The 18,098-nt window shown below is 59.2% G+C and carries 20 protein-coding genes; 15 read left to right on the plus strand and 5 right to left on the minus strand.

All coding sequences use genetic code 11. The features are described from left to right. Positions 1-260: 260 nt before the first annotated feature. From Q7L05_RS13345 to sucC, 4 genes are all read right to left on the minus strand, one after another. The gene (locus tag Q7L05_RS13345) at positions 261-599 is read right to left on the minus strand and encodes a P-II family nitrogen regulator (protein ID WP_303907557.1); all 339 of its coding nucleotides are present in this window, start codon (positions 597-599) and stop codon (positions 261-263) included. 100 nt (positions 600-699) lie between these two features. Continuing rightward, positions 700-2,337, minus strand: a complete 1,638-nt coding sequence (locus tag Q7L05_RS13350) for an NAD+ synthase (RefSeq protein WP_411293341.1) — start codon at positions 2,335-2,337, stop codon at positions 700-702. 4 nt (positions 2,338-2,341) lie between these two features. Then, the gene (sucD, locus tag Q7L05_RS13355) at positions 2,342-3,214 is read right to left on the minus strand and encodes a succinate--CoA ligase subunit alpha (RefSeq protein ID WP_303907562.1); all 873 of its coding nucleotides are present in this window, start codon (positions 3,212-3,214) and stop codon (positions 2,342-2,344) included. Further along, on the minus strand, positions 3,214-4,383 hold the full coding sequence (gene sucC / locus Q7L05_RS13360; protein WP_303907563.1) for an ADP-forming succinate--CoA ligase subunit beta: 1,170 nt from the start codon (positions 4,381-4,383) through the stop codon (positions 3,214-3,216). Before sucC ends, sucD begins: the two co-directional genes overlap by 1 nt. 142 nt (positions 4,384-4,525) lie before the next feature. On the opposite strand from sucC, the gene Q7L05_RS13365 reads away from it, so the two are divergent. The 15 genes from Q7L05_RS13365 to Q7L05_RS13435 all read left to right on the plus strand — a co-directional run bounded on the left by Q7L05_RS13365 (position 4,526) and on the right by Q7L05_RS13435 (position 17,854). Then, positions 4,526-4,759 (plus strand): PP0621 family protein, encoded by a 234-nt coding sequence (locus Q7L05_RS13365; RefSeq protein ID WP_303907566.1) that lies wholly within the window; start codon positions 4,526-4,528, stop codon positions 4,757-4,759. Then, positions 4,759-6,378, plus strand: a complete 1,620-nt coding sequence (locus Q7L05_RS13370; protein WP_303907568.1) for a sensor histidine kinase — start codon at positions 4,759-4,761, stop codon at positions 6,376-6,378. The genes Q7L05_RS13365 and Q7L05_RS13370 overlap by 1 nt, the downstream gene beginning before the upstream one ends. Beyond that, positions 6,375-7,724 (plus strand): sigma-54-dependent transcriptional regulator, encoded by a 1,350-nt coding sequence (locus Q7L05_RS13375; protein ID WP_303907570.1) that lies wholly within the window; start codon positions 6,375-6,377, stop codon positions 7,722-7,724. The genes Q7L05_RS13370 and Q7L05_RS13375 overlap by 4 nt, the downstream gene beginning before the upstream one ends. A gap of 496 nt (positions 7,725-8,220) precedes the next feature. Then, positions 8,221-8,400: a type IV pilin protein gene (locus Q7L05_RS13380; protein ID WP_317623131.1), complete on the plus strand. Its 180-nt coding sequence runs from the start codon at positions 8,221-8,223 to the stop codon at positions 8,398-8,400. Positions 8,401-8,430: 30 nt separating this feature from the next. Continuing rightward, positions 8,431-8,883, plus strand: a complete 453-nt coding sequence (locus tag Q7L05_RS13385; RefSeq protein WP_303907572.1) for a hypothetical protein — start codon at positions 8,431-8,433, stop codon at positions 8,881-8,883. A 144-nt stretch (positions 8,884-9,027) separates the two neighbouring features. After that, complete coding sequence (locus Q7L05_RS13390; RefSeq protein WP_303907573.1) at positions 9,028-9,210, plus strand: type IV pilin protein; 183 nt, start codon at positions 9,028-9,030, stop codon at positions 9,208-9,210. Between the two features lie 91 nt (positions 9,211-9,301). After that, positions 9,302-10,111, plus strand: a complete 810-nt coding sequence (locus Q7L05_RS13395) for a hypothetical protein (RefSeq protein ID WP_303907575.1) — start codon at positions 9,302-9,304, stop codon at positions 10,109-10,111. 41 nt (positions 10,112-10,152) lie between these two features. After that, the gene (locus tag Q7L05_RS13400) at positions 10,153-10,956 is read left to right on the plus strand and encodes a hypothetical protein (protein WP_303907577.1); all 804 of its coding nucleotides are present in this window, start codon (positions 10,153-10,155) and stop codon (positions 10,954-10,956) included. After that, positions 10,953-11,876: an ABC transporter ATP-binding protein gene (locus Q7L05_RS13405; RefSeq protein ID WP_303907579.1), complete on the plus strand. Its 924-nt coding sequence runs from the start codon at positions 10,953-10,955 to the stop codon at positions 11,874-11,876. The genes Q7L05_RS13400 and Q7L05_RS13405 overlap by 4 nt, the downstream gene beginning before the upstream one ends. 276 nt (positions 11,877-12,152) lie before the next feature. Further along, positions 12,153-13,862 carry a type IV-A pilus assembly ATPase PilB gene (gene pilB, locus Q7L05_RS13410; protein WP_303907581.1) on the plus strand — a complete coding sequence of 570 codons (1,710 nt, stop codon included), beginning with the start codon at positions 12,153-12,155 and terminating at the stop codon, positions 13,860-13,862. 5 nt (positions 13,863-13,867) lie between these two features. After that, positions 13,868-15,088, plus strand: coding sequence for a type II secretion system F family protein (locus Q7L05_RS13415; protein ID WP_303907584.1), 1,221 nt, complete (start codon positions 13,868-13,870; stop codon positions 15,086-15,088). 11 nt (positions 15,089-15,099) lie between these two features. Beyond that, positions 15,100-15,960 carry a prepilin peptidase gene (locus tag Q7L05_RS13420; protein WP_303907587.1) on the plus strand — a complete coding sequence of 287 codons (861 nt, stop codon included), beginning with the start codon at positions 15,100-15,102 and terminating at the stop codon, positions 15,958-15,960. Between the two features lie 2 nt (positions 15,961-15,962). Continuing rightward, complete coding sequence (gene coaE / locus Q7L05_RS13425; protein ID WP_303907590.1) at positions 15,963-16,568, plus strand: dephospho-CoA kinase; 606 nt, start codon at positions 15,963-15,965, stop codon at positions 16,566-16,568. Between the two features lie 291 nt (positions 16,569-16,859). Next, complete coding sequence (gene zapD, locus Q7L05_RS13430) at positions 16,860-17,660, plus strand: cell division protein ZapD (protein ID WP_303907593.1); 801 nt, start codon at positions 16,860-16,862, stop codon at positions 17,658-17,660. Beyond that, positions 17,657-17,854, plus strand: coding sequence for a DNA gyrase inhibitor YacG (locus Q7L05_RS13435; protein ID WP_317623132.1), 198 nt, complete (start codon positions 17,657-17,659; stop codon positions 17,852-17,854). Before zapD ends, Q7L05_RS13435 begins: the two co-directional genes overlap by 4 nt. On the opposite strand, the gene Q7L05_RS13440 is transcribed toward Q7L05_RS13435, so the two are convergent. Beyond that, positions 17,851-18,098: hypothetical protein (locus Q7L05_RS13440; RefSeq protein ID WP_303907599.1), on the minus strand; the 248-nt coding region annotated here is incomplete at its 5' end. The genes Q7L05_RS13435 and Q7L05_RS13440 overlap by 4 nt on opposite strands.

Here is an 18,098-nt window from a genome sequence, read left to right on the forward strand (position 1 = left end):
GTCACGGATAGCATCGCGCCGGGGCGGCCCTCCTACAGGTACGGCGGAGGCACGGAACGGGTAGGAGGCACGCCCCCGCGGCGATTCCCGTCACGACAGCATCGCGCCGGAGGCGGCCCTCCTACCGGTACGGCGGAGGCACGGAACGGGTAGGGGGCGCGCCCCGCGACGATTTTCCGTGACGGACCGCATCGCACCGGGGGCGGCCCTCCTACCGGAAAATTCCTCGGGGCAGGGGAAACTCCCGCGGTGATTTCCCGTCAGATCGCGGCGGGTCCTTCCTCTCCAGTGCGGATACGAACCACGCGCTCCACGGCCGTGACAAAGATCTTGCCATCACCAATCTTGCCGGTGTGGGCGGCGTTGGTGATCGCCTCGATGCACTCATCCACCTTGCCGGATTCGATCACCACCTCGATCTTCACCTTCGGCAGGAAATCGACTACGTATTCGGCGCCGCGATAGAGCTCGGTGTGTCCTTTCTGACGTCCGAAACCCTTCACTTCCGTTGCCGTCATGCCGGCTATACCGATCTCCGACAGCGCCTCACGGACGTCGTCCAGTTTGAAGGGCTTGATGATGGCTTCGACCTTATTCATTGCACGCTCCTCGACCGAAATCAGGTGTAGGGTCATTCTTTAAATTCGCAGTTCCTTACCTTACCGAGGTGCATTTTAAGAATGCACAATTCAGGGTGATTCAATCACGGTAACCGTTGGTGATGGGGTAGCGCCGGTCGCGGCCGAAGGCACGGCGGGTGACGCGCACGCCCGGTGGCGCCTGCCGGCGCTTGTATTCATTTCGATCGACCATTCCCACGACCCGTTCCACCACGTCCCGGTCGTAGCCCTGACGGACAATATCGTCGGGGCAGAGGTCGCGTTCGACATACATTTCCAGAATGGGATCCAATACATCATACGCAGGCAGGCTGTCGCTGTCTTTTTGATCCGGCGCCAACTCGGCCGATGGGGGGCGCTTTATAACCCGCTCCGGGATCACCGGCTGGAGGCTGTTGCGATAACGGGCCAGTCGGTAGACCAGGGTCTTGGGGACATCCTTGAGAACGGCAAAACCGCCGGCCATATCCCCGTAAAGCGTGGCATAACCCACGGCCATTTCACTCTTGTTGCCGGTGGTCAACACCATCTTGTGCTTTTTATTGGAGATAGCCATCAGCAGCACCCCGCGGCAGCGGGCCTGGATGTTCTCCTCGGTCACGTCCGGCTCGGTACCGGAAAACTCGTCCGCCAGACTCTCCAGGAAGGCATTGAACAGCGACTCGATCGGGATCGTGCGGCACTCGACACCAAGCGCCGCGGCTTCCGCTCTGGCATCCTCGACACTCATATCGGCGGTATACCGCGAGGGCATGGTGACGGCTTCCACCCGCTCCGGGCCGACGGCATCAACGGCAACGGCCAGGGTCAGCGCCGAGTCGATCCCGCCGGAAAGGCCGATCACCACGCCGGAAAAACCGTTCTTGTCGATGTAATCGCGCGTTCCCAGGACCAGCGCACCATAAGCGCTCTCCTCCTCGGTCAGCTTGGGTGAGCACTCGGCCGGCAGCGGCCGGACTCCGTCGCCGATGTCGAAATCGGCAATCCAGAGCCCCTCTTCAAAGGCCGGGGCGCGCTGCACGACCCGCCCCCCGGCATCCATCACGAAGGATTCGCCATCGAAGACCAGTTCATCCTGTCCGCCGACCAGGTTCAGATAGGCAATCGGCAGAACGGTCTCCTCGACGCGTTTCTGTACCACCCTCTCCCGCTCATCTCCCTTGGAAAGATGATAGGGAGAGGCGTTGATGTTGATGAGGAGCTGCGCGCCGGCGGCAGCGGCCTGGGCCGCGGGAGCGGGTTGCCAGATGTCTTCACAAATCGTGATTCCGACCGCGACACCCTTCACGTTCACCACGCAGGGCTCGTGACCGCCGGCAAAGTAGCGTACCTCGTCGAACACGCTGTAGTTGGGCAGGTGCTGCTTGTGATAGGTCGCGATCAACTCCCCGTCCCGAAGCAGGGAGGCGGCGTTGTAGAGACCGCCCGTGGCCATGGCCGGATAGCCGAGCAGCACATCGATGCCGTGCACCGCGCGCTTGATCTCTTCCAGCCCCTGCAGAACCCGCAACTGAAACCCCTGGCGCATCAACAGGTCTTCAGGTGGGTAACCGCTGAGGGCCAGTTCCGGGAAAATCACCACATCGGCCTGGAGTTCATCGCGAGCGCGCCCGGCGGCAGCGATGATGCGCTGCACATTGCCGGCGACATCGCCGACATGAAAATCCAGCTGCGCCATCGCAAGCCGAAGCCGCGATCGAGTTGCCACGGTAGTCATCGACTCAGCCCTTCAGGGCTTCGGCCATGCGTTCGCCCATCTCGGCGGGCGAGCGGGCGATGGTCACTCCGGCGGCCTCCAGGACGGTGAACTTCTCCTCGGCAGTGCCCTTCCCGCCGGCAATGATCGCCCCGGCATGCCCCATGCGCTTCCCCTTGGGAGCAGTTACCCCGGCGATGTAAGCCACCACCGGCTTGCTGACGTGGTGACGGATAAACTCGGCCGCCTCCTCTTCCGCCATCCCGCCGATTTCCCCGACCATGATAACCCCGTCGGTGCCGGGGTCCTGCTCGAACTGCGCCAGGCAATCGACAAAGCTGAGCCCGTGAATCGGGTCGCCGCCGATGCCCACGCAGGTACTCTGGCCCAGCCCCGCACGGGTGGTCTGGTGCACGGCTTCATAGGTCAGCGTGCCGGAACGGGAGACAATGCCGATACGTCCCGGGCTATGGATCGCGCCCGGCATGATGCCAATCTTGCAGGCGCCGGGAGTGATGACGCCGGGGCAGTTGGGGCCGATGAGACGCGACTCGGTACCACGCAGCGATGCCTTCACCTTCAGCATATCGAGGACGGGAATGCCTTCGGTGATACAGACGATGGTCTCGATGCCGGCATCGGCCGCTTCGAGAATGGCATCGGCCGCGAACGGCGCCGGGACATAGATCATGGTGGCATCGGCACCGGTCTCCGCCACCGCGTCATGAACGGTATTGAACACCGGCCGCTCCAGGTGCATCTGCCCGCCCTTACCGGGGGTGACGCCGCCCACCAGGCGGGTGCCGTAGGCGATGGCCTGCTCCGAATGAAAGGTGCCCTGTTTGCCGGTGAAGCCCTGGCAGATCACCCGGGTATCGCTGTTGACCAGAATCGACATCAGACCTTCCCTCCCGCGGCCGCAACCGCTTTTTGGGCCGCATTCGTAAGGTCGGCCGCCGTATCGATGGCCAGTCCGCTGTCGGCCAGCAGTTCACGCCCACGCTCCACGTTGGTCCCCTCCAGCCGGACCACCACCGGCACCGCGGCCGATACCTCCCGGACCGCCTGGATGATGCCCTCGGCGATCAGGTCGCAGCGCACGATACCGCCAAAGATGTTCACCAGAATGGCTTCCACGTTCCGGTCGGAGAGGATCAGTTTAAAGGCCTCGGCCACCTTCTCCGCGGTGGTGCTGCCGCCCACGTCCAGGAAGTTGGCCGGCTCGCCGCCCTGCAGCTTGATGAGGTCCATGGTGGCCATCGCCAGCCCGGCACCGTTGACCATGCAGCCGATATTGCCGTCTAGACGGACATAGTTCAGACCGTGCTGCCGGGCGCGGCATTCGCGCTCATCTTCCTGGGTGGTGTCGTGGAGTCCCGCCAGGGCGGACTGCCGGTAGGATGCACTCTCGTCGAGGTTGATCTTGGCATCCAGCGCCAGCAGGTGGCCCTCCCCGGTCACCACCAGGGGATTGATCTCCACCAGGCTGGCATCGCGCTCCATGAAGAGCCGGTAGAGGGCCATCATCAGTTTGCCGAGCTCCTTGACCTGCGAGCCCTCCAGTTCCAGCCCGAAGGCCACCCGGCGGCACTGGTAAGGCTGCAAGCCGACCACGGGGTCGACCGTCACGCGGCAGATGGCCTCGGGGCGGGTCGCGGCCACCTCCTCGATCTCCATGCCGCCGGCCGCTGAGGCCATGATCGTTACCCGCTGGCTGGTGCGGTCCACCACCATGCCGAGGTAGAGTTCACGGGCGATCGGGGAGACGGCCTCGACCAGGACCTTGTTGACCGGCTGTCCCTCCGTCCCGGTCTGGTGTGTCACCAGTCGGCTGCCGAGTAGCTCATCGGCCGCGGACGTCAATGCCTCCAGTCCTTCCACCAGCCTGACGCCACCCGCCTTGCCGCGGCCCCCGGCATGGACCTGTGCCTTGACCACCCAGCGACCCCCGCCCAGCGCCTGGGCCGCATGCTCCGCCTCGGCGAGGTTAGCCGCCACCTGCCCTTCCGGGACCGGGATGCCATAGTCGCCGAACAGACCCTTGGCCTGATATTCGTGGAGATTCATGCTTTCCCCGCCTCAACGAAAAAACGGTATTGTGTCCGAAAGCCGGGACCTTGGCAAAAGCCCGGCTTGGCCTTTTTGCAGCAGGGCCGATACAATCCGCCAAGGCAATACTCCTTGATTGAAGAGCAGGAATCCGAACAACATGGGACTGTTTCGTCTTCTTATTCTGTTGGCAATCATCTGGGCCGTTTACGCCCTGGTGCGCCGTTTTCGTGACAACCGCGACCACCGAATCGCACCGCGGCGCTCGAAACCGGAAATCGGACAAATGGTCCGTTGCCGGCAATGCGGATTGCATGTTCCCGAACAGGAGGCATTCAGGCGCGGAGAGGATTGGTTCTGCAGTGCCGAGCACAGGGATCAGGCAGACGGGTAATGGATGGCTCACTAACCACCACTCCCCTCTCGTTCCAGACGCCCGAAAGCAGTGCCAAGACCTGGCAGCCGCTGCGTTTTTTCAACATCTACCGCCTGCTGCTGAGCAGCGCCTTCGTCTTTCTCGCATCGGATCAGCGTCCGCCGATGCCCCTCGGCGCCCACGACCCCGGTTTTTTTCTGGACGTCAGCATTGCCTACCTCGTATTCGCCGCTATCTCGATAGGCTTCTCCGAACGACGTCAGCCCGGCTTTCGCGTCCAGCTTTACGCCCAGGTCACCGGGGATATCACCGCCCTGACCCTGCTCATGCATGCTAGCGGAGGTGTCGCCAGCGGACTGGGAATGCTACTGGTGGTGTGCATTGCCAATGCCAGCATGATCACCGGGGGGCGGACCGCCGGACTGTTCGCCGCAGTGGCAACGATAGCCCTGCTGCTGGAGCAGCTGTACTCGCATTTGACGGTACCCGGGGCGGCCGTGGCCTACTCCCAGGCAGGGCTGCTGGGGGCTGCGCTATTTGCCACTGCCGTACTCGCCCATGTACTTAGCCGCCACGCCCGGGCCAGCGAAGTATTGGCCGAACAGCGGGAGATGGATTTGGCGAACATGGCGCAAATGGCCGAATTCATCATCGAACACATGCAGACCGGGGTGGTGGTGGTCGACAGCTATCAGCGGGTCCGGTTGATGAATGTCGCGGCCAAACGCCTGCTCAGTTCCACAAGCAGCACTACCCGTTACCTCGGCGAAGTCTCTCCCGACCTGGCGCAACGCCTGGCGCGCTGGCTACAAGGTGGTCAGCGGCCTGGTGCCGTGAAGCTTGAGGATGTCGACTATGAAGTGATTCCGCGCTTCATGGATATCGGATCCAACGGACGTGCCGGAACCCTGATCTTTCTCGAAGATGCCAGTCTCGCCGCCCGACAGGTTCAACAGCTGAAGCTCGCCGCCCTCGGGCGCCTGACCGCCAGTGTCGCCCACGAGGTCCGCAATCCGCTCGGAGCGATCAGCCATGCCGGCCAACTGCTTGCGGAGTCGCCTCATCTCGAAAAGGCCGACCAGCGTATGACCGAGATCGTGCTTGAGCAGTCACGGCGAGTGAACACCATCATCGAGAGCATCCTCCAGCTCGGTCGCAAGGACCGCTCGAAGATGGTCACACTGACGCTGTCCCCGGTCGTGAAGACCCTCATAGCCGAGTTCTGTCACAGGCACGGCATCGATGCAGCGAACATCCCGGTGGCAATCCCTTCCGATCTGGAAATTGGTTTCGATCCCACCCACCTGCAGCAGATCCTGGGCAACCTGCTTGAGAATGCCGAGCGGTATAGCCGCAACACCGGCACCCCGAGGATTCGACTCACGGCGGGTCACTCCAAAACCGGGCGGCCCTACCTGGATATCTTCAATAAAGGAGAGGGAATCCCCGACAGCGTAGCAAACCAGCTGTTCGAACCCTTCTTCACTACCCGACGCTCGGGGACCGGGCTTGGACTCTATATTTCACGGGAGCTTGCCGAATGCAATAATGCGGGACTGGCTTACGTGCCCGATGAGCGCGGCGGATGCCGATTTCGCCTGTCATTCAGTCACCCGCCGTCAGGTCTCTCGTCATGAATCATAAGACCGAATACCGCGCGCTGATCGTCGATGACGAACCCGATATACGGGAACTGCTCGAGCTGACCCTTACCCCCATGGACGTGGTCTGCCAAGGCGCGGAAACCCTGCGGGAAGCCAGGGATCACCTCGCTCATTCCGACTTCGACCTCTGCCTGGCGGATATGCGCCTGCCGGACGGCAACGGCATCGAACTGGTGCGCCATATTCAGCAGCACCGGCCGGAACTCCCGGTAGCCGTCATAACGGCACACGGCAACATGAGCCTGGCCATCGAGGCCCTCAAGGCCGGCGCCTTCGATGTTGTGAACAAACCGGTGGAACTGGCCACCCTTCGGGAACTGGTCAGTACAGCGCTGAAGATGGGGCGAAAAGACGAAACGCCCGGGCCCGAAAACCATGCCGGTCGGCAGTTGCTGGGTGAGTCGAAAGTCATCCGCAACATCCGCGCGACGATCAACAAGCTGGCCCGTAGCCAGGCCCCGGTCTACATCAGCGGAGAATCCGGCACCGGCAAGGAGCTGATCGCCCGCCTTATCCACGAAAACGGCCCTCGCGCCGACAGACCCTTCGTGCCGGTCAACTGCGGCGCCATCCCGGCGGATCTCATGGAGAGCGAGCTGTTCGGCCACAGCAAGGGAAGCTTCACCGGCGCCACCCATGACAAACCGGGCCTGTTCCAGGCCGCTCATGGCGGCACCCTGTTCCTTGACGAACTGGCCGACCTGCCCCTGGTGATGCAGGTCAAACTGCTGCGGGCCATCCAGGAAAAGGCCATCCGGCCGGTGGGCGCCCAAAAAGAGATGCATATCGATGTCCGCATCCTCAGCGCCACCCACCAGGACCTCGCCACGCTGGTCCAGGAAGGACGATTCCGGGAGGACCTCTTCTATCGCATCAACGTCATCCAGCTGCAAGCACCTACCCTGAGGGAGCGCCCGGAGGATATTCCGATCCTCGTAGAACACATTCTAAGGCGGCTTGCCTGCGAGTTGGGGATAGAGCCTCTTGAAATCCAAGGTTCAGCATTGCAAGCGCTGCAGTCCTACACCTTTCCCGGCAATGTCCGCGAGCTGGAAAATATCCTGGAACGTGCAGTCACCCTATGCGAGGACACCTTCATCAGTCAGGGGCTTCTCCAATTTCCCGAAGGGAGCCAGATCCTATCGGATGAAGTCCGCGATGGACCCGTCGAACTGGAGCCCTATCTAATGGAGGTCGAGCGGCAGACCATCCTCAATGCCCTCGAACAGACCCGGTTCAACAAAACCGCCGCTGCCAAACGCCTCGGGTTGTCTTTCCGCTCACTCCGCTACCGTCTCAAAAAGCTCGGCATCGAGTGAGCCACAGGTGACCAATTTCGTCACCTATGGACGTAGTTAGTCACCTAACGCGAAAATAGATGGTTTTCTTTAGTTTCTCACCCGGATTATTCACCGCAAAGACGCAAAGGACGCAAAGCTTTGATAGCAATGCATCTTGCATCATCGTCGCGGTGCTGAGTTTCCGGTGTTTTTCGGTTATGCATGCCGATAAACATTTGAATTCTTTGCGCTCTTGGCGTCTTTGCGGTGAATTCGTGAATTTTCCGGGCTCACACGTGCAGCACGCGCGCACTCATCGCCCTACGGGTGAAAAGAGCCGTACCAAAGCCTCAAAGTGTGATCCACCGCACACATTCTTCCGCCTAACATTGCACAATCGGAGTGGTGCAGAAAACACCAGAAGCGGTTGGCACAATAACTGCATAAGCTTCAGGGGAAACCCGGTCCAGAAAAAAACAACGTTACGACCGGTGAAGATTTGCAAGATCGCAATTCAATGTCTGAGGAGAGAACAATGAAAAAGGTCCAAAAGGGTTTCACCCTTATCGAACTGATGATTGTCGTGGCGATCATCGGCATCCTCGCCGCTGTGGCGATCCCGCAGTTCAACGAGTATCGCTCCAAGGCCAACGACTCCACCGCCCAGGCCGATGCCAAGAACAGCATCACCGTGATGACGGCTGCGCAACTCTAAGAACCGCCACAAGATCTCAGGAGAGACACAATGAAAAAATTGATTACCGCAGGCCTGCTGTCGCTGGCCATGATGACCTCCTTCTCTGCCATGGCTGCCGGCACCAACTTCAGCACTGGTACTGTCATTCAGAATGATAATACCGGCTGCGAACTGCTGGGCGAGCCGGTCACCCTTCAGCTGTCCAAAAACGTCCATGGAGCCTACTCGTGCGCTGTGATCGACGCCTCCATTAAAGTCGCCACCTGCCATGAGGCGGGCAGCCGTAAGGCAACAGCCCTGCAGTGTCAGAGCGTAGGTACTGACCCATTAACCAACGAAACAATCTGGAACGATAGCAGCTGCACCGCAGCCGCAGACACCTTCGACATCGCCGACTTCCGTTCCTATGCCGCCAGCAGCACCGGTGGCACAGTCGCGCCCGGGGCCTTGGGTGGCGCCTGCGAGGACAGTACCATTGCCGCGATTGACCACTTCAATTGATACCTGCCGGCATTGTCTAATGAGTCGAGCGGTTTGAATAACCTCGTTCGCCCCAGCAGATATGTCACGGGTTATTGAAGGACATCAATGGCGAAGGCCGGGGTCAGTTGCATCCCGGCCTTCCCATATCCAGGAGTTCCCGGCATGATCACAAGGTCGGAGTGCGGTTTCACCCTTATCGAGCTGATGATCGTGGTCGCGATCGTCGGCCTGCTCGCCGCAGTGGCCATTCCCCAGTTCAATGAATACCGCGCCAAGGCCAATGACTCGGTGGCAAAATCCGATGCCAGAAACCTCGCTTTCATGGCTCGGGCGGCGATACAGTGAGGGGATATGGTTGCTGAGACCAATTAAGCGGCCATAATCACTCCTCGCTACTCCGGTACCCGGCATACTTTTTTGCAGCTTGAACCTGAAGATGCTCCGCAAATCTGATCTTATCGTTGGCCTTCGCCTGGCGTTGCAGGCGCGCTTTCTCACAATCTGCTTCTGGATCCTGGTTGCGCAGGTTCTGATAGTGGCAATGGCTGCACAGTTCAGTGGCAGACAGCCGGCAACGGTGGCACTGGACATCGGCGTCTCCTTCATTCGAATCGCACTGCCGCTGGTCATCGTGATCCTGAGCCAGGAGTTGATTAGCAAGGAATTCGAGCGACGCTACTTTCTCACCTCGCTGACCTACCCGCGTCCCCGCCACCACTTCTATCTTGGCCGCGCCCTGGTTGTGTTCTCCTTGTCTGTGCTGTTGCTCGCAATAATGGCGAGCGTGCTCGCCGGCATGGTGGCGCTGATTAGTGCCGACTACGCTCAGGCGACCCCTGTATCGCTTGGCAACCCTTATATCCTCACGACGGCATTCATAGTGGTCGATCTGTTTGTTCTGACTGCTGTTGCCAGCCTTTTTGCCGTCGTGGCCTCTACTCCCAGTTTCATTCTGGTCGGCACGATTGGCTTCATGCTGGTGAGCCGCTCCTATGGCGATATCGTAGCGCTGTTGAATAACCAGATCGGGCTGGTCGCCCATCAGGAGATGTACCAGGACTCACTGGGAGTACTTGGCTACCTGCTACCAGACCTGGGGGCACTCGACATCAGGATGGTATCCCTTTACAACACCCTGGAATTTCTCCCTTCAAACTGGCCCGCAATCATAATCAGCACAGTTGCGTATGCGCTGGCACTAACCGGGCTCGCGCTCTGGATTTTGCAACGCAAACGGTTCAGCTGAAGATGTATCGTTATTCATGGCCATTCGTAACACTTGGTAGCGTGTCTGTCTTTGTATTGACCGCATGGGTCGGCATGCAGGGGCAGTCCAGGCATATTCCCCCCGAAGTGACGGATCGCATTGTCATCAGTGCGCCGGTACAGCTTCTTGTACATGGCGGCGATCGTTTTCTTGCTGCCAATCTCGAAGTGATCCGACTCGCCGCAACCGCATCGGGCAGCAATGACCGCGACAGCGCCAACTATCTTACGCGTGCACATAGCCTGGCCGCTCAACTCAACCCCTGCCATGAGGACAACTACTATCTGGGCAACGCCATTTTGAGCTGGGGCGGCATGCAGGAAGAGAGTCTGAATCTGCTTGAGCGCGCCACCGAGTGCCGCTTCTGGGATGAAGTGCCGCCGTTTTTCCTCGGCTTCAATCACTACTTCTTCTATCGCAATATCGATGCGGCCCGTCACGCCCTGGAGGTCGCCGCCGGACGCGCTTCGGAAAACGCCGCCGCCCTGCGTAAGCTGGCGGTAATGCTTGCCGTCGGGCAGATCGATGACGAAAAGATGGCCCTCAGCTACCTCCGCGAACAGATTCAGAGCACCGACGACATCAGGCTCAAGGAGATGCTGGAAAAGCGACTGAAGCGCCTTGAGGGGCTGATTGCATTGCGCCAGGGTCAGCAGCACTATGAGGAAAAGACGGGGCATTCACTGCAAACACCGCAGCAGCTGATCGATAGCGGTATCATCGAGCAGTTTCCCCATGACCCGCTGGGTCTGGGGTATGAATTCGTTGATGGGATATTTCGCCTTCGCACACTGAAAATAGAGGGGCTCGAGAACCACCAATGACGGCAGCACTGGAATTTGACGGCGTCAGCAAGACGTTCAACAGCGGCAGGAAAGCGGTTCATGCCCTCAAGGGCATCACCTTCTCAATCCTTGAAGGGGAGGTGTTCGGCTTTGTCGGTCCCAACGGCGCGGGCAAGTCCACCACCATCAAGGTGATGCTGGATATCATCAACGCCTATGACGGCGAGGTCCGAATCTACGGAAAACCGGCACGTGAGGCCGGGGCCCGAAAGGACGTCGCCTATCTGCCGGAATCTCCGGCTATGTATGAGCAGTTCACCCCGCTGGACATCCTGCGCACGGCCCTGCACATGTACGGTATCCGGCGCAATAATGAAAAAGCGTGGTGCATGCACTGGCTGGAGCGTCTTTCCGTGGCGCAAAACGCCAAGCGCAGGATTCGCCAGCTTTCCAAGGGCAATGTCCAGCGTGTTGCGTTGGCCCATGCACTGGTAGTGCAACCGAAACTCCTAGTGCTGGATGAGCCGCTCTCCGGACTCGACCCGGTGGGGCGCAAGGATGTGGTTGAAATACTGCAGGAATATAAACAGCAAGGCGGCTCGATCTTTTTCACCTCCCACGTCCTGCATGATGTGGAACGCATCGCCGATCGTTTCGGCTTTATCAACGAAGGAGCGCTGCTGACCACACGTTCACCCCGAGACCTTGTAGCTGAGCACGCGGATCGCTTCGTTGTCAGGTTCCAAACGGAAGATGATGCGCTATCCGAAGGTACACCACTGAGGGAAGGAGAGTTCGAGCTGGAACTCGCGCAGCGAGAGATGCCGGAGTGGATTTCACGACTGACCAGGAACGGTGGCAGGATAGTGGATATCAGGCCCGCCGTGTCTCTGGAGACGGTCTTTTTCCAGATACTGGAAGAGAAAGATCAAGCTAGTCAGGCTTCGAGCATCGATTGATGTCTCCCTAACCTACTTTACCCCTCCTGTAGATTATCTTTTCTCCAGCTTCACCGAGAGGAAGGAATCCGTCCGGAAGGCTTACTATCGGACTGCAGTGGCGGACGAAGTCGGCCACAATCCACTGTGTCCGTGAACGACAACACATACTCGTAGTGATACAGGTGTCAGACTTGCGACTCGTACTCTTTCGTATGAAGGATGATGTCGCCTGATTGAACCTTTTCCCGATATCAACGTAGTATTGGCACTATTTGCGGATTCGGCAGCTAGTCAATGGTAACTTCTACAGTAAAGGTTGCGCTCAGTGGGCTCGCTCGGAAGCTGGTCAGTGAGGAGTTACTCACCGGGTCGGATGCCGAAAATGCCCTGAAACAGGCGAGCAAGGAGCGGATTCCGCTAACCACCTATCTGGTTGAAAAAGGCCTGGTCGGTGCCCGCGAAATTGCCATGGTGGCAGCCAAAGAGTTTGGCGTTCCGGTTTTCGACCTCCGGGTCATGGACCTCGACACGGAAGTGGTCAAACTGGTCGAAGATAAGCTGATCCGCCATCACCATGCCCTTCCTCTACTGAAGCGCGGCAACCGACTTTTTGTCGCGGTTTCCGATCCGACCAATCTCAACGCCCTCGACGAGATCAAGTTCCATGTCGGGATGAATACCGAGCCGGTACTGGTCGAGGAGGACAAGCTCGGTAGTGCGATCGAAGCGGCCCTGAACGCCACGGATACCAGTCTGTCCGACTTGGGCGATGAGGACCTCGATAATCTCGATATCTCCGCAGAGGACAAAGAGAAAGAGAATAGCAACGATTCGGAAGTCGATGATGCGCCGGTGGTGCGTTTTATCAACAAGATCCTGCTGGATGCGATCAACAAGGGAGCTTCCGATATCCACTTCGAGCCGTACGAGAAAATCTATCGCGTGCGCCTGCGACAGGACGGCATCCTCAGTGAAGTGGCGAAACCCCCGGTCCAGTTGGCCAACAAGATTTCAGCCCGTCTCAAGGTCATGTCCCGCCTGGACATCTCCGAACGACGCGTCCCCCAGGACGGCCGCATCAAGCTGACGCTCTCCAAGAACAAGGCTATCGACTTTCGTCTCAGTACCTGTCCGACCCTGTATGGCGAAAAGATCGTGCTTCGTATCCTTGACCCCTCCAGCGCGAAACTGGGCATCGATGCGCTCGGCTACGAAGAAGAGCAAAAGAGGCTGTATCTGGATGCCCTGGCAAAACCCTACGGCATGATCCTCGTCACAGGACCGACCGGTTCCGGTAAGACCGTCTCGCTCTATACCGGCCTCAATATTCTCAATACCGCGGATGTGAACATCTCCACGGCCGAGGACCCGGCCGAAATCAATCTGCCCGGAATCAATCAGGTCAACGTCAATCCGAAGGTCGGACTGACCTTCTCCTCGGCCCTCAAAGCTTTTCTCCGCCAGGACCCGGACGTCATCATGGTCGGCGAGATCCGCGATATCGAAACGGCGGAGATCGCCATCAAGGCGGCTCAGACCGGGCATTTGGTGCTTTCCACCCTGCACACCAATGACGCCCCGCAGACGCTGGGCCGGCTGATGAATATCGGGGTTGCCCCCTACAACATCGCCTCCGCGGTCAGCCTGATCATTGCCCAGCGACTGGGGCGCAGGCTCTGTGAGCACTGCAAGCAGCCCGAGGATATTCCCAAGGAAACACTACGGCGGGAAGGCTTTGCCGAAGAAGACATCGGCCAATTCACTCCCTACAGGGCCGTTGGGTGTGACCGCTGTACTAAAGGCTATAAGGGGCGCGTCGGTATCTATCAGGTGATGCCGGTTTCCGAGGAGATGGGCCGAATGATTATGCAGGAATGCACGGCAATGGATCTGGCCGATCAGGCCGACAAGGAGGGTATTCCAGACCTGCGAAAATCGGGCCTGAAGAAGATCAAGGATGGTGTTACCAGTCTTGAAGAGATTAACCGCGTGACGAAGGACTAAAACCCATGGCTGAAGCTGCCAAGCAGGACACCTTTATCTGGGAAGGGACCGATCGCAGGGGCAAACGGGTTCGCGGAGAGAGCGCGGGCCGCAATGTGACTCTGGTCAAGGCGAATCTTCGGCGACAGGGCGTCAATCCCTCCAAGGTCCGAAAGAAACCGAAACCACTGTTCGGGGGACAAACCAAAAAGAAGATTACGGCCAAGGATATTTCGATCTTCAGCCGGCAACTCGCGACCATGATGTCTTCCGGGGTTCCGCTGGTGCAATCCTTCGAGATCATCGGACGGGGACACGATAACCCCAGTATGCGAGACCTGGTCGGAGCGATTAAGTCCGATGTAGAGGGCGGCAACAATCTGGCCGACGCTCTGCGAAAGCATCCCAATCAGTTCGATCAACTGACCTGCAATTTGGTCCATGCGGGCGAACAGGCCGGCATTCTCGAAGACCTGCTCGGCAAGATCGCCTCTTACAAGGAAAAAACGGAAGCGATAAAGTCCAAGGTCAAGAAGGCCATGTTCTATCCGGCGGCGGTTCTGGTGGTCGCCTTTATCATAACGGCAATTCTTTTGATCTTTGTTATTCCGCAATTCGAGTCTCTTTTTTCGGGATTTGGGGCCGATCTTCCGGCCTTGACCCGGGCAGTTGTCGATCTCTCCGAAATATTTCAGGCATACTGGTGGGCCATCTTTGGTGGTTTTGGGATCGTACTCTATGGGTTCATTAATGCTAAGAAAAAGTCGGTCGCGGTACAGGAGGCGGTGGACAAAATCTCACTCAAACTACCGGTGATCGGCGGCATCCTGAATAAGGCAGCCATTGCCCGATACGGCCGTACCCTATCGACTATGTTTGCCGCCGGCGTGCCGCTCGTCGAAGCGCTGGAATCGGTCGCGGGAGCTGTCGGTAACTCCGTCTACGGTAATGCTGTAACGGCCATGCGTAGCGAAGTCTCCACCGGGACCTCGTTAACGGATGCGATGACCCATGCCAATGTTTTTCCCAATATGGTGGTGCAGATGACCTCCATCGGCGAAGAGGCCGGCTCGGTAGACCACATGCTGAGCAAGGTCGCGGACTTCTACGAACAGGAGGTCGACGACGCGGTCGATTCGCTGAGCAGCCTGCTCGAGCCGCTCATCATGGCCATTCTCGGTGTTCTCATCGGGACCTTGGTCATCGCCATGTACCTGCCCATCTTCAAAATGGGTTCGGCGATCTGATGGAAGAGGCCATGGTACTCTTCGCGGCTTATCCGGCACTCTTCGTCGGTGCGATTTTTGTTTTGGGCCTCGCCGTCGGCAGCTTCCTCAACGTGGTCATCTATCGTCTACCGGTGATGATGGAGAGTGCCTGGAGGCTACACTGCCAGGAACTGGTCGGTGAGACGGCGGCTCCAGCAGAATCGGAGCCTTTTAATCTGGCACGACCGGCCTCCCGCTGCCCCCACTGCGGCCATCGCATCGGCCCCCTGGAGAACATTCCGCTCTTCAGTTACCTCTTCCAGAAGGGACGGTGCAGGCACTGCAAAGCCCCTATTTCCGCGCGCTATCCTGCGGTTGAGCTCACCACCGCCATCCTCAGCGCCGTTACTGCCTGGCATTTCGGCTTCGGCTGGGAGGCGGCATTCGCCCTTTTGCTGACGTGGGGGCTGGTGGCGCTGACCTTTATCGACCTCGACCATCAGTTGCTACCAGACGATATTACGCTGCCTCTGCTCTGGCTGGGGCTGGGGCTGAGCCTGGCGGGGGTCTTCGTCCCCCCGGCAACGGCGATTATCGGCGCGGCGGCCGGCTACCTTTCGCTATGGACCGTGTACCAGCTGTTCCGACTGGCGACCGGCAAGGAGGGTATGGGCTACGGCGACTTCAAACTATTGGGCCTGCTGGGCGCCTGGTTGGGCTGGCAGTCTCTGCCGGTGATCATCATCCTCTCTTCCGTCGTCGGTGCGGCAGTCGGTATCGGCCTCATCCTGTTCCGGGGTCACGAACGCGGCACGCCAATCCCCTTCGGCCCCTATCTGGCGGCTGCGGGTTGGCTGGCCCTGCTTTGGGGCGAAGACCTCACCCGCGCCTACCTGCGCTTCGCGATGTAGCCATGCTGCGGGTGGGACTGACGGGAGGAATCGGCTGCGGTAAGTCCACTGTGGCGCATTTCTTTGCCGATGCCGGCGTGCCCGTCATCGATACCGACGTTATTGCCCGCGAGGTGGTAGCGCCGGGATCTCCCCTGCTCACCAAAGTAGCCGAACGTTTTGGAAAGGAGTTCCTCCAGCCCGACGGCACACTCGACCGGAGCCGCCTGCGCCTGCAGGTATTTACGGATCCCGCAAAACGGGAGCAACTGGAGTCGCTGCTTCATCCCGCGATTCGCGACGAATTGGTTCGTCGCGCCGACACCCTGCAAAAGCCTTATGCCGTTCTGGTAATCCCGCTTCTGGTAGAGAAAGGCTGGCAGAAGCTGGTCGACCGGGTTCTGGTGGTGGATTGTCCGACCTCGCTCCAGTTGCAGCGGACCATGACCAGGGACGAGATGGATAACCGTCAGGCGCAAGCGATCCTGGCGAGTCAGGCGTCACGCGAAGAGCGACTGGCGGCCGCAGATGATGTGCTCACAAACGATGGAACGCTGGACAAACTCCGACAGCAGGTCCAGGATCTGCATCGTCTTTACCTGCGACTCGCAGGAAAGCAAACCCGTTAGTGTACAGTTTCATCCTAAGTGTGTCAGAGTCCCCTGTAGACCCCTGGCTTGCATCGAAGACTATCTTGCGCTGCAATCAAGGGATCTACAAAAGAAAGGGGCATCACCGGGAGTAGGAGGCGCGCCCCCGCGGCGATTTTCGTCAGACAGCATCGCGCCGGGGCGGCCCTCCAATCGGAAGCGAAGGCAATAGCCCTCTATAGGAGCCCACCCCGTGGGCGAACAGCGCGCAGCGCTCCTATTTCCTGCGCAAGCGCTATTTAGCATAAAACAGTACACCAGTGTTCATCCATGCCCGAGGCGGACTGCCGCCCTGTTACCAACATCGTGTATAACACCATCACCTACGAGCATCCGGTCAACGAAAAGATCCGCAATCTGCTGCGGCTCGAGCACCTGTTCAAACAGGTGCATCATTTCCTGCACGGCGAATCACCCTGGGACAGCCGCACAACGATCGCCACTTTCATGGAGATCCTCGACGTATTTGGCCGCGCTGATTTGAAGACGGAATTGATGAAAGAGATGGAGCGGGCCACCGTCAACCTGAAGCCCCATCTGGAGCACCCGGAGGTGGACGATGCACGATTGGGTAATATCCTGCGGGCGCTTGAGCGTCTGCGCGCAAACCTCAACGGCTATCCGGGTCCGCTCGGGCAGGAGCTACGCGACAGCGAATTCCTGAGCAGCATACGCCAACGCACGGCGATTGCGGGTGGAACGTGCGATTTCGATCTGCCAGGATACCACCGCTGGCTGGAACAGCCTGCCGAAGCCCGCCACCGGGACCTGGAGCGCTGGTCCGCCAATCTCGATGCTGTACGCCAACCGGTGGAGCTGTTGCTGAAGCTGATCCGCAACAGTGCCGACTTCCGTCCCGAAACGGGCGAACGCGGGGTTTACGGCCAGTCGCTCAGTGCCAACCTGCCGTATCAGTTGATCCGCATTCGAGTGCCGGCAGAGCAGCCCTTTTTCCCCGAAGTAAGTGGTGGAAAACATCGGTTCACGGTCCGTTTCATGCAACCTGGCGAGCGCCGATCGGTCCAAGTTTATGAAGATATCGATTTTCAACTGAGTTGCTGCCGCCTATGACCCCAACCGTCCATTGCCCCACCTGTGGCCGCCCCGTGCGCTGGGAGCCGGAACAGAAATGGCGTCCGTTCTGCTCGGAACGATGCAAGCTTATCGACCTCGGCGCCTGGTCCGACGAGGACCACCGTATCCCCGGCGAACCGGTCGACCCCTGGGAGATCACGGATCGACCACCGGATTCGAATTCCCATTAATCAGGCGCCGTCCAGAGGACGAAAAACAGAATCGGGTGCGTCGGCGCATCGAGGCTCCGATCTGCGTAGCCGTTCCTGTAGCGGTTTTCGTAGGATGGGGTGTAGGTGGTAGAGCGACGCAGGATGCGAAAGCCGAGCCCCGGCGACGAAGTAATCCCTAACAGCGAGATTGCCATGCCGCTGTGGCTCCTCCTGATGAACTTCCGCCCGCTGTCATTACGAGGAGCCTCGGCGACGAAGTAAT

The organism is Thiohalomonas denitrificans, assembly GCF_016841685.1.
Taxonomy (GTDB): domain Bacteria; phylum Pseudomonadota; class Gammaproteobacteria; order Thiohalomonadales; family Thiohalomonadaceae; genus Thiohalomonas; species Thiohalomonas denitrificans_A.

Coding starts and splice junctions, on each gene's coding strand:
- Q7L05_RS13370 (WP_303907568.1), top strand. CDS start 4,759: ATGGATGGCTCACTAACCACCACTCCCCTCTCGTTCCAGACGCCCGAA.
- Q7L05_RS13375 (WP_303907570.1), top strand. CDS start 6,375: ATGAATCATAAGACCGAATACCGCGCGCTGATCGTCGATGACGAACCC.
- pilB (WP_303907581.1), top strand. CDS start 12,153: ATGGTAACTTCTACAGTAAAGGTTGCGCTCAGTGGGCTCGCTCGGAAG.
- Q7L05_RS13420 (WP_303907587.1), top strand. CDS start 15,100: ATGGTACTCTTCGCGGCTTATCCGGCACTCTTCGTCGGTGCGATTTTT.
- coaE (WP_303907590.1), top strand. CDS start 15,963: ATGCTGCGGGTGGGACTGACGGGAGGAATCGGCTGCGGTAAGTCCACT.
- Q7L05_RS13345 (WP_303907557.1), bottom strand. CDS start 599: ATGAATAAGGTCGAAGCCATCATCAAGCCCTTCAAACTGGACGACGTC.
- Q7L05_RS13415 (WP_303907584.1), top strand. CDS start 13,868: ATGGCTGAAGCTGCCAAGCAGGACACCTTTATCTGGGAAGGGACCGAT.
- Q7L05_RS13405 (WP_303907579.1), top strand. CDS start 10,953: ATGACGGCAGCACTGGAATTTGACGGCGTCAGCAAGACGTTCAACAGC.
- Q7L05_RS13435 (WP_317623132.1), top strand. CDS start 17,657: ATGACCCCAACCGTCCATTGCCCCACCTGTGGCCGCCCCGTGCGCTGG.
- sucC (WP_303907563.1), bottom strand. CDS start 4,383: ATGAATCTCCACGAATATCAGGCCAAGGGTCTGTTCGGCGACTATGGC.
- zapD (WP_303907593.1), top strand. CDS start 16,860: ATGCCCGAGGCGGACTGCCGCCCTGTTACCAACATCGTGTATAACACC.
- Q7L05_RS13395 (WP_303907575.1), top strand. CDS start 9,302: ATGCTCCGCAAATCTGATCTTATCGTTGGCCTTCGCCTGGCGTTGCAG.
- Q7L05_RS13390 (WP_303907573.1), top strand. CDS start 9,028: ATGATCACAAGGTCGGAGTGCGGTTTCACCCTTATCGAGCTGATGATC.
- Q7L05_RS13365 (WP_303907566.1), top strand. CDS start 4,526: ATGGGACTGTTTCGTCTTCTTATTCTGTTGGCAATCATCTGGGCCGTT.
- Q7L05_RS13385 (WP_303907572.1), top strand. CDS start 8,431: ATGAAAAAATTGATTACCGCAGGCCTGCTGTCGCTGGCCATGATGACC.
- Q7L05_RS13380 (WP_317623131.1), top strand. CDS start 8,221: ATGAAAAAGGTCCAAAAGGGTTTCACCCTTATCGAACTGATGATTGTC.
- sucD (WP_303907562.1), bottom strand. CDS start 3,214: ATGTCGATTCTGGTCAACAGCGATACCCGGGTGATCTGCCAGGGCTTC.
- Q7L05_RS13350 (WP_411293341.1), bottom strand. CDS start 2,337: ATGACTACCGTGGCAACTCGATCGCGGCTTCGGCTTGCGATGGCGCAG.